Below are 10,006 nucleotides of genomic sequence, written 5' to 3'. Positions count from 1 at the left end.
AACTATATCTGAAATGCATTTTTGCAATTCATTCAAAAACCTTTCATTTTAGACTTGACTTTTAATAGTTAGTCTTTTGATTGCGGCGCGATAAAAAAAGCCGCCCGGCGGGCGGCTTTTAGAAAGATGTGCGCCACACTCCATGCTATGCACGGGGAGAGGGGAGTGTGCGCGGCACTTACCCTTTGCGGCGGGCCTGCAGCGCTTTCAAAAGCGTGTACAGCAGCAACGTGTCGATGGGAAGCTTGATCAGGTTTTTTACCAGGCGCAGGCCGGTGATCACAAAGGCGTTGCCGTACACAAGGTGCAGCCAAAGGGGCGTCAGGCACAGGTTGATCAGCAGCACGGCGGACAGGCAGGCGGCAAAGGTACGCCAGAGGGTGACGGGCTTTTTGTACAGCCAGCACCCGTACAGAAAGCCCAGCAGAAATTCATTCAGCGTCCAGCCGGGGAAATAGGTGCCGTTGGGCCGCAGAAAATAGCCCAGCGTGTCGGCGACAATGCCCATCAGCCCCGCGAGCCAGGGCCCGTACAGATAGGCGGCCGAGGCGGTGGCCAGAAAGGTGAAGCCGATCTCCAGAAACTGGCTCACCGCAAAGGTGAACTGATTGAGGACCAGATGAAGAGCGGCCAGCATGGCGGTTCCCACCATGCTGGAAAGGCGGTGGACTTCCTCCAGACCGGCGCGCAGACGGCCGGCCAGAGAGACAAACGGATTTTTTTCGAGCATAAAAAACCTCCTTTATGCGTTTGTTGCCGCATAAAGGAGGCAAAAAGGCCCAGGGCCTTCCGGTTCCGGTATGCAGCAGCGGGATGCGAAGCCTGCACCGCAAGCGGTGCTTTTCGTCCGTCCCGCAACTCCCCGTCGGAACGGCACTTAACGCGCAGGCCTCTACTCTGCGTTCGGCCCTATTATAGCAGGTGCGGCGCCCGGTTGCAAGTTCTGTACAGAAACAGCGCTTCGCCGTGAAAAGCTTTGAACAGTTTGTATCTTTTCTCCGGCGGCCGTACATGCTAAAATAGAAGAGATTTACGACGACAAGGAGATGCCTTCATGAAATTCAGTGAAATGCAGTACGCGCGCCCGGACCTGGAGCAGACGCTGTCGGCGCTGACCTGGCTGCGCGAGCAGATCGAGACGGCGGACAGCGCCGAGGCGCAGCTGGATTTGTATGCCAGCTTTGATACGCTGTGCCGCCATGTGAGTACGATGGCAACTCTGGCGGAGATCCGCCACACGGTGGATACCCGGGATGCTTTTTATGAGAAAGAGCGGGAGTTCTTTGATGAGAACAGCCCGGTTCTGGCGGACCGGCAGCTGGACGTGTACCGCGCCCTGCTGGCATCGCCCTTCCGCAAGGAGATGGAGGAAAAGCTGGGCTCCATTGTGTTTGATAAAATGGAGATCGATGTGAAGAGCCAGACCCCCGAGGTGCTGGAGCTGATGGCCGAGGAAAACCGGCTGACCACCGCCTATCAGAAGCTGTATGCTTCGGCGCAGATCCCCTTTGACGGCAAGGTGCTGACCGTGAGCCAGATGGCGCCGTATAAAATGGACCCGGACCGGGCGGTGCGCAAAGCCGCCTATGAGGCCGAGGGCGCCTGGTTTGACAGTCACCGGAAAGAACTGGACGAGCTGTACGACAAGCTGGTGAAAAACCGCACCCGGCAGGCCCGCGCCATGGGATATGAGAACTTCATTCCGCTGGGCGCCATCCGCATGCGGCGCATTGGCTATACGCTGGAAGATATGGCTGCCTACCGGGCCGGCGTCAAACGGGACATCGTGCCTGTGGTGGCCCGCCTGAAGGCGCTGCAGCACGCCCGCACCGGCGTGCAGGACCCCAAGTTCTACGACGACGGTTTCTGCTTTGCGCAGGGCAACCCCGCGCCCAAGGGAACGCCGGATGAAATTCTGGCGGCCGGCCGCAAAATGTACCAGGAGCTGAGCCCCGAAACAGCGGCCTTTATTCAGGAGATGTTCGCGTCGGAGTGCTTTGACGTGCTCTCAAAACCCGGCAAGGCGCCCGGCGGTTACTGCACGTATCTGCCGGACTACAAACAGCCGTTCATTTTTTCCAACTTCAACGCCACGGCCGATGATGTGGACGTGCTGACCCATGAAGCAGGCCACGCCTTTGCCGCCTGGGTCGCCGCCAAGCGCGAGCTGCCCGCCATTGTGGAGGAGCCGGGCATGGAGAGCTGCGAGATCCACTCCATGTCCATGGAGTTCCTGACTTCCGACTATCATCATCTGTTCTTCCGGGAGGACACGGACCGGTACCAGCTGTCCCATGCGGAAGATGCCATCTGCTTTTTGCCGTACGGCACCATGGTGGACGAATTTCAGCACATCGTGTATGCCAATCCGGATATGAGCTGTGATGAGCGCAACGAGGTCTGGGCCCGCCTGGAAAAGGAGTACCGGCCCTGGATCGATTTTGACGGGCTGCCCTTCTACGGGCGCGGCGCCGGTTGGCAGCGGCAGCTGCACATCTATGAGGTGCCGTTCTACTATTTGGACTACTGTTTGGCGCAAACCGTCGCCCTGCAGTTCTTTACCGCGTTCCTGAAGGACAAAGAGGATGCCTGGAACCGGTATCTGGCGCTGGTGGAAAAGGCCGGCACCGAGAGCTATCCGGGCCTGGTGGCGGCCGCGGGCTTTGAAAGCCCCTTCCGGGAAGGAACGCTGCGGCGTCTGGGCGGCGAAGTGGCCGACTGGATCGAACAGCAGGACCGGGCGCTGCAAAAAAATATGTGAGGAGTGAGAACCATGCAGCCGTTGTTTGGCAATACGGCCATCTGGAGCAAAGAGGCCACAGAGGAAATTTTTTCGGTGGCGCATAAAGCGGACCGGATCGTGCTCATCGTCGGCGGTCTTGTGCTGCTGTGCGTGGGCGCCGGTCTGGTGGCGCACGACGCAGTGACCCATGCGGTGGTGTTTTTTGTGCTGGGTTTGGTGCTGTTTTTGCTGGGCGCCATGGCGCCGGCCATTTATCTGGCGCGCCAGACCCACAAATATCGCGCACTGTTCGGCGAGGACATGCGTCTGCTGATTCAGTTTTACGACGACGGATTTACCGTGAACCAGATCTCTGCGCAGGGTGTGCCGGACCACATGGGGTACGGCCACATTGTGCGGTGGGTCGAGACGAAAAATTTCTTCTTTTTGTACACGGACAAGGGAAACTGCTATGCGCTTGCCAAGGCGGGGTTTGCCGTTGGCGACGTGGAAGGATTTCCCACGTTTCTGCGGCACAAAGCGCCCAATGTGCGCTGAACCGTAAATTGCAACGGATGGTTGCGCATTTTCCAGCCGCGCCTGGTGGACTACGGGCGCGGCTTTTTTGTATCATGAAGAAAAAAGGAGGCGCTTGCAATGACATTGGAACAGAATTTGCTTTTGCTGCGGGAGAAAGCAGGGCTTTCCCAGGAAAAACTGGCGGAAAAGCTGGGGGTGTCCCGGCAGGCCGTCAGCAAATGGGAGACCGGGCAAAGCACACCGGATGTGGACAAGCTGAGGGCGCTCAGCCGGCTGTACAGCGTGTCGGTGGACAGTTTGCTGGGGCTTGCGCCGCTGCAAACCATCCGAAAGAGACCATACTGCCAGGGCGCTGCCGCGATTCTGGCCGGCGGGACGGCTGTGGTGTGGGGCGTGCTCTTTTTGTGCGCGCTGGGCGGCGTGGGGCCGCTGAGCCTGGGAGATGCGGATGCGCTGGCACTTCCGGCGGCAGCGCTGTCCTTTTTGTCCATCCCGCTGTTTGAGGCAGGACGGGCCAGAGGGGAATGCGCCTTCTCTCCGCGGGCATTTTACCGGACTGCCGTATGGGCGATGGCTCTGGCGCCGTCCCGGCTGGCAGGTGTGTGGGGCATGGCGATCCTTCGGCGTCTGCTGCCCTGGCTGAACAGCAGCGGGTCGATTTTGGTGCAGCTTGTTTTGTCCGCGGCGCTTCCGATGCTGGTATACGCGGTGGTGTGCCTGGGTGTTTGGATGAAGAAGAAATGAATAAATTTTAGCAGTATGCATTCAAAAAATGCATACTGTTCTTTTATTTTAAGCATAAAAATGCAGATATACAAAATATATAGTTACATATTTGTAATAAAAATACATAAATTGCTAATTAAATCAGGGGGTTCCCGAGGAATCTTGTAATTATATACAAAATTAATAAAAATGCATTGACATAGAATAAATATTCAATTACAATACTCACAACATCACAAAACAAGCGGCTGCGGACCGCATGGGGATGGAAAGGGGTTTGTAAAGATGAAAAAGAAATTTGCATTGGTTTGCGCGTTTTTGATGGTGCTGGCTCTGGCCGGCTGCGGCGGGGCGGATTCCAGTTCGGCATCCACAGCCGCGTCCACGGTATCTTCGGCTTTACAGGCCGGTGCGGAGTCTCAGGAGGGAGAATCCGCCACGCCCACGCTGGACGCCATCAAGGAAAAAGGTGTGTTCACGCTGATGACGGCCACGGGCTTCCCGCCCTTTGAGTATTTGGGCGCCGACGGTCAGCCCGCGGGTGTGGACATCGACGTGGGACAGATGATCGCCGACGAGCTGGGCGTGGAATACGAAGTGCTGGACATGGACTTCAACCTGCTGGTAGAGGCGCTGAAAAGCGGAAAAGGCGACATGATCGGCGCGGCTATGACCGTGACGCCGGAGCGTGCCGAGCAGGTGGATTTCACCGACACTTACGCCACGGCGGGGCAGGTGCTTTTGCTGCCGGCAGACAGTGAGATCACCGACGTAGAGCAGCTGAAGAGCGGCGAATACACCGTGACAGTGCAGGCCACCACCACCGGCGACATCTATGCGCAGGAAGAGCTGGGCCTGACAGACCTTCTGCAGTTCAAAAACGCCGTGGAATGCGCGTCGGCGCTGGCCAACGGCAAGGCGGACGCGGCAGTGCTGGACAATGTGGCGGCGGCAAGCCTGGTGAAAACCTATGACGGACAGCTGAAAATGCTGGAAGAGATGGTCACCCAGGAAGATTACGCGCTGGCGGTGGCCAAGGGTCATGAGGATCTGGTGGAACTGGCCAATCAGGTGATCGCGGAAAACGCGGACGCCATTGCCCAGTCCATGACCGAGCACGAAGCGGCGGCCTCGGAGAACTGAGCGAGCAGTTGACAAAGCGCGGCGCGGGCGGATGGCCGCCCGCGCCTTTCAAGGAAGGTGCGGGGTTTGGAGCAGTTCTGGAGCAATCTCACGGCCTGGGGACAGACCGTGCTGAACGACATTTATAAGGCCACCGTCTACAAAGACCGATGGCTGGTATATCTGGAAGGCCTGGGCAACACGCTGCTGATCACGGTGTGTGCCCTGGCCATCGGCATTCTCATCGGTCTGACCGTGGCGCTGCTGCGCGTGTGGTGCGGTCCGGAAAAAAACGGCCTGCAGAAGCTGGTGGGCAAGGTGTGCAGCCTGTACACCACCGTCATCCGGGGCACGCCGGTAATTGTACAGCTGTTGATTTTGTATACCGTGGCGCTGGCCAGTGCGGACGGCCTGCTGGTGTGCATTGTGGGGTTCGGCATCAACTCAGGCGCATACCTGGCCGAAGTGGCCCGCAGCGGCATCGGGTCGGTGGACCCGGGGCAGATGGAGGCGGGCCGCAGCCTGGGGCTGAGCTATGGGGTGACCATGCGGCGCATCGTGCTGCCGCAGGCGGTGAAAAACATTCTGCCGGCGCTGTTTAATGAGTTTATCGCCCTGTTGAAAGAGACCAGTGTGGCGGGTTACATCGCCGTGCGTGACCTGACCAAAGCGGCGGACGGCGTGCGCGGCATTACCTTCAACAGTGTGCCGCTGTACCTGGCGGCGCTGGTGTATCTGCTGCTGGTCATCGCCATCACCGCGGTGCAAAAGCGCGTGGAGAGGAGGATGGCACAAAGTGATCGAAATTAAAGACCTTTCCAAAGAGTTTCAGGGCGTGCCGGTGCTGCGGGGGATCAACGAGACCATCCGGCAGGGAGAAAAAGTGGCGATCATCGGGCCGTCCGGCTCCGGCAAATCCACCTTTCTGCGCTGCCTGAATCTGCTGGAAAAGCCCACCGGCGGGCAGATTTTGTACAAAGGGCAGGACATCACGGCCAAGAGCACGGACATCAACGCCGTGCGCCGCCACGTGGGCATGGTGTTCCAGCATTTCAATCTGTTCCCGCATCTGACCGTGCGGCAGAACATCACGCTGGCGCCGGTGCAGCTGAAATTGCAGACCCAGGACGAGGCGGACGCCAAAGCCGAGACGCTTTTGCGGCGCATCGGCCTGTGGGACCGGGCGGACACCTATCCCAGCCGGCTGTCCGGCGGGCAGAAACAGCGCATTGCCATTGTGCGGGCGCTGGCCATGGACCCGGAAGTGCTGCTGTTTGACGAACCCACCAGCGCGCTGGACCCGGAAATGGTGGGCGAGGTGCTGGACCTGATCCGGGAAGTGGCCGAGGAAGGAATGACCATGGTCATTGTGACCCACGAGATGGGGTTTGCCCGGGAGGTGGCCACCCGGGTGCTGTTCATGGACGAGGGGCAGGTCATGGAGCAAAACGCGCCGGCCGATTTCTTCGCCCATCCGCAGAACGCACGTTTGCAGGCGTTTTTGTCCAAAGTGCTTTAAAATACAGGAGGCGGTTTCTCATGAAACAATATAAAAAAGTTCTGCTGGCTTACTCCGGCGGATTGGATACATCCATCATCATTCCCTGGCTGAAGGAAAACTACGGGTGCGAGGTCGTTGCCGCTTCGGCGGACGTGGGCCAGGGCACCGAGCTGGACGGACTGGAGGAGAAGGCGCTGAAGACCGGCGCTTCCAAGTTGTATGTGCTGGATCTGGTGGATGAATTTGTGGAGGATTATGTGTTCCCCACCCTGCAGGCGGGGGCCGTGTATGAGGACGGGTATTTGCTGGGAACCAGTTTCGCCCGGCCCATCATCGGCAAAAAGCTGGTGGAGATCGCCCAAAAAGAGGGCTGCGACGCCATTTGCCACGGCTGCACCGGCAAGGGCAACGACCAGGTCCGGTTTGAGCTGGCCATCCGCGCCCATGCCCCGGATATGCCCATCATCGCACCCTGGCGCGAGTGGCACATCAAGAGCCGCGAGGAAGAGATCGACTACGCCGAGGCCCACAACGTGCCGCTGAAAATCGACCGGGCCACCAACTATTCCAAGGACAAGAACCTGTGGCATCTGAGCCACGAGGGACTGGACCTGGAAGACCCGGCGCAGGAGCCCCAGTATGAGAAACCGGGCTTTCTGGAGATGGGGGTCAGCCCCCTGCAGGCGCCCGACAAGCCCGCCTATGTGACCATCCACTTTGAAAAGGGCGTGCCCACGGCGGTGGACGGCAAGCCCATGAAGGGCAGCGACATTGTGCGCACGCTGAACCAGCTGGGCGGCGCCAATGGCGTGGGATTGATCGACATTATGGAGAACCGTCTGGTGGGCATGAAGAGCCGCGGCGTATACGAGACGCCGGGCGGCACCATCCTCTACTTTGCACACAAGCAGCTGGAAATGCTGTGCCTGGACAAGGAGACGGCCCATTACAAAGCGCTGGTGGCGCACAAATTTGCGGACCTGGTGTACAACGGCCAGTGGTATACGCCGCTGCGGCAGGCGCTTTCCGCCTTTGTCACCGAGACGCAGAAGACCGTCACCGGCGATGTGAAGCTGAAACTGTACAAGGGGAATATCATCCCCGCGGGCACCACGTCGCCGTACAGCCTGTACAGCGAGGAGCTGGCCACCTTTGGAGAAGACCAGATCTACGACCAGAAGGATTCCGCCGGCTTCATCCATTTGTTCGGTCTGCCCATCACCGTGCAGGCCAAGCTCAAACAGAATTGGGAGGAATGAATCGTGTTTCAGCATGTGATCGTAAAAATTCCCTGCAAAGCCATGATCAACGGCATCACCGACCACCCCGAACTGGGAACGCCCGACTACGAGAAGGCACTGGCCCAGCACGCGTCGTATGTGGAGACGCTGAAGCAGTGCGGCGTGGATGTGACGGTGCTGCCCGCGGATGAGGCGTATCCCGATTCCTGCTTTGTGGAGGACCCGGCCATTGTGACCAAATACTGCGCGGTGATCACCAATCCCGGCGCGCCCAGCCGCAAGGGGGAGACGGCGGCCATCGAGCCGGTGCTGGAGCAGTTCTATCCCAAGGACAAAATCTTTCACATCACGGACCCCGGCACGCTGGAGGGCGGCGACGTGATGATGTGCGGCGACACGTTCTACGTGGGACAGTCCGCCCGCACCAACGCCGAGGGCATTCGCCAGCTGGGCGAGATTTTGAGCCCGTTCGGCTGCAAGGTGGTGGCCGTGCCGCTGACCGAGGTGCTGCACCTGAAAACCGGCGTGGTGTATCTGGAGAACAACAACATGCTCACGGCCGGCGAGTTCTGCACAAAACCCGCTTTTGAAAGCTACCACAAGGTGGAGATCCCTGTGGAAGAGGCCTACGCGGCCAACTGCATCTGGGTGAACGGCAAGGTCATCGTGCCCGCGGAGTATCCCACGGTGCAGGCGGCGGTGGAGGCGCTGGGATATCCGGTGCTGGTGTGCGACACATCGGAGTTCCGCAAGATCGACGGCGGGCTGAGCTGCCTGAGCCTGCGTTTTTGAAGCGAGGGGAGGAAGAATCATGGCCGACGCATACCAGACCCGCCTGTGGGGCGGCCGGTTCAAAGAGGACGAAGACGCCTGGATGGAGCGCTTCAACGGAGACAATTGCGCCACCGCCTGGCTGATCGAGCCGGACGTGACGGGAAGTCTGGCCCATGTGGAGATGCAGGTAAAATGCGGCATGCTGACTCTGCAGGAGGGCCAGACCCTGAAAGAGGGCCTGAACAGCATTCTGGCGGACTACAAGGCGGGGGCGCTGCCGTATACAAATGAGTACGAGGACGTGCACACCTTTGTGGAATTGAACCTGATCCGCCGGGTGGGCGAGGTGGGCAAAAAGCTGCACACCGCCCGCAGCCGCAACGATCAGGTGAATACGGACATGAAGCTGTTTGTGCGGCAGACGGGCCGTCAGGTGGCCGGCCAGCTGGCGCGGTTCTGCGTTACGCTGACGGAAACCGCCCAGCGGAACCCCTGGATCATGCCGGGGTACACCCACCTGCAGCGGGCACAGGTGGTCACCATGAAACATTATCTGCTGGCCTATCAGGAGATGCTGGACCGGGACCGCCGGCGCATTGTCAACGCCCTGAGCCTTCTGGACCAGTGCCCTTTGGGCTGCGGGGCGCTTGCGGGCACCACGCATCCCATTGACCGCACGTACACTGCCAAGCAGCTGGGCTTTTCCAGCGCGTGCAACAACTTCCTGGACGGTGTGTCGGACCGGGATTATGTGATCGAGATGACGGGCGCTTATGCGCTGCTGATGATGCACCTGTCCCGCATGGCGGAGGAACTGATCCTCTGGAGCAGCGCGGAGTTCGGCTTTATCACGCTGGATGACCGGTACACCACGGGGTCCAGCATCATGCCGCAGAAGAAAAACGCCGACGGGGCCGAGCTGGTGCGCGGACGCACGGGCCATGTTTACGGCAACCTCATCACGCTGCTCACCATGATGAAGGGGCTTCCGCTGGCCTACAACAAGGACATGCAGGAAGATAAAGAAGCCTACTATTCCAGTTGGGAGATCGTGCGGGACAGCCTGGAAGGCATGGAGCGGATGGTCGCCACCATGCAGCCTCATCCGGAGGCCATGGCCGCCGCGGTGAAAAAAGGCTTTTTGAACGCCACCGAAGTGGCGGATTATCTGGTGAAAAAGGGAATGCCCTTCCGGGACGCCCACGGTCTGGTGGGGAGGATGGTGCTTTACTGCGAGGAGCAGGGAAAGGCAATCGAGGACCTGACCGATGCGGAGCTGGCGGAGTTTTCGCCGCTGCTGGAGCCGGACGTGCGGCAGGCCATTGATTACAATGCCATCCTGCACATGGGAAACAAGCAGGAGATGCTGTGAAACAGAAA

At 59.3% G+C, this 10,006-nt stretch carries 10 protein-coding genes and 1 riboswitch; of the genes, 9 read left to right on the top strand and 1 reads right to left on the bottom strand.

Translation table 11 applies throughout. The features are described 5' to 3' along the window. Positions 1 to 178 precede the first annotated feature (178 nt). Positions 179 to 730, bottom strand: a complete 552-nt coding sequence (locus WMO24_RS02735; RefSeq protein WP_349214764.1) for a folate family ECF transporter S component — start codon at positions 728 to 730, stop codon at positions 179 to 181. A 74-nt stretch (positions 731 to 804) separates the two neighbouring features. Beyond that, a riboswitch (THF riboswitch) is annotated at positions 805 to 902 on the bottom strand. A gap of 152 nt (positions 903 to 1,054) precedes the next feature. Here WMO24_RS02735 and WMO24_RS02730 point away from each other — a divergent pair. From WMO24_RS02730 to argH, 9 genes are all read left to right on the top strand, one after another. After that, positions 1,055 to 2,761: a M3 family oligoendopeptidase gene (locus tag WMO24_RS02730; RefSeq protein WP_349214762.1), complete on the top strand. Its 1,707-nt coding sequence runs from the start codon at positions 1,055 to 1,057 to the stop codon at positions 2,759 to 2,761. 12 nt (positions 2,762 to 2,773) lie between these two features. Continuing rightward, a complete protein-coding gene (locus WMO24_RS02725) occupies positions 2,774 to 3,280 on the top strand; it encodes a YcxB family protein (RefSeq protein WP_349214761.1) in 507 nt (168 codons plus the stop codon). Positions 3,281 to 3,379: 99 nt separating this feature from the next. Beyond that, on the top strand, positions 3,380 to 4,006 hold the full coding sequence (locus WMO24_RS02720; RefSeq protein WP_349214759.1) for a helix-turn-helix transcriptional regulator: 627 nt from the start codon (positions 3,380 to 3,382) through the stop codon (positions 4,004 to 4,006). Positions 4,007 to 4,273: 267 nt separating this feature from the next. Next, positions 4,274 to 5,131, top strand: a complete 858-nt coding sequence (locus WMO24_RS02715; RefSeq protein WP_349214758.1) for an ABC transporter substrate-binding protein — start codon at positions 4,274 to 4,276, stop codon at positions 5,129 to 5,131. Positions 5,132 to 5,197: 66 nt separating this feature from the next. Further along, positions 5,198 to 5,920: an amino acid ABC transporter permease gene (locus WMO24_RS02710; RefSeq protein ID WP_349214756.1), complete on the top strand. Its 723-nt coding sequence runs from the start codon at positions 5,198 to 5,200 to the stop codon at positions 5,918 to 5,920. Continuing rightward, positions 5,907 to 6,629 (top strand): amino acid ABC transporter ATP-binding protein, encoded by a 723-nt coding sequence (locus WMO24_RS02705; protein WP_349214754.1) that lies wholly within the window; start codon positions 5,907 to 5,909, stop codon positions 6,627 to 6,629. The genes WMO24_RS02710 and WMO24_RS02705 overlap by 14 nt, the downstream gene beginning before the upstream one ends. Positions 6,630 to 6,649: 20 nt before the next feature. Further along, positions 6,650 to 7,870: an argininosuccinate synthase gene (locus WMO24_RS02700; RefSeq protein ID WP_349214753.1), complete on the top strand. Its 1,221-nt coding sequence runs from the start codon at positions 6,650 to 6,652 to the stop codon at positions 7,868 to 7,870. A 3-nt stretch (positions 7,871 to 7,873) separates the two neighbouring features. Beyond that, positions 7,874 to 8,644 (top strand): dimethylarginine dimethylaminohydrolase family protein, encoded by a 771-nt coding sequence (locus WMO24_RS02695; protein ID WP_349214751.1) that lies wholly within the window; start codon positions 7,874 to 7,876, stop codon positions 8,642 to 8,644. Positions 8,645 to 8,663: 19 nt separating this feature from the next. Further along, the gene (gene argH, locus WMO24_RS02690) at positions 8,664 to 9,998 is read left to right on the top strand and encodes an argininosuccinate lyase (protein WP_349214749.1); all 1,335 of its coding nucleotides are present in this window, start codon (positions 8,664 to 8,666) and stop codon (positions 9,996 to 9,998) included. Positions 9,999 to 10,006 lie beyond the last annotated feature (8 nt).

Source organism: Ruthenibacterium intestinale, from assembly GCF_040096265.1.
Classification (GTDB): Bacteria; Bacillota; Clostridia; order Oscillospirales; family Ruminococcaceae; genus Ruthenibacterium; species Ruthenibacterium komagatae.
The sequence above is the reverse complement of the archived record's forward strand: the minus strand, read 5'-3'. Positions and strand labels throughout refer to the sequence as shown.

Bases quoted from the DNA above. Each gene is read 5' to 3' on its own strand.
- WMO24_RS02735 (WP_349214764.1), bottom strand. From the start codon at position 730: ATGCTCGAAAAAAATCCGTTTGTCTCTCTGGCCGGCCGTCTGCGCGCC.
- WMO24_RS02730 (WP_349214762.1), top strand. From the start codon at position 1,055: ATGAAATTCAGTGAAATGCAGTACGCGCGCCCGGACCTGGAGCAGACG.
- WMO24_RS02725 (WP_349214761.1), top strand. From the start codon at position 2,774: ATGCAGCCGTTGTTTGGCAATACGGCCATCTGGAGCAAAGAGGCCACA.
- WMO24_RS02720 (WP_349214759.1), top strand. From the start codon at position 3,380: ATGACATTGGAACAGAATTTGCTTTTGCTGCGGGAGAAAGCAGGGCTT.
- WMO24_RS02715 (WP_349214758.1), top strand. From the start codon at position 4,274: ATGAAAAAGAAATTTGCATTGGTTTGCGCGTTTTTGATGGTGCTGGCT.
- WMO24_RS02700 (WP_349214753.1), top strand. From the start codon at position 6,650: ATGAAACAATATAAAAAAGTTCTGCTGGCTTACTCCGGCGGATTGGAT.
- argH (WP_349214749.1), top strand. From the start codon at position 8,664: ATGGCCGACGCATACCAGACCCGCCTGTGGGGCGGCCGGTTCAAAGAG.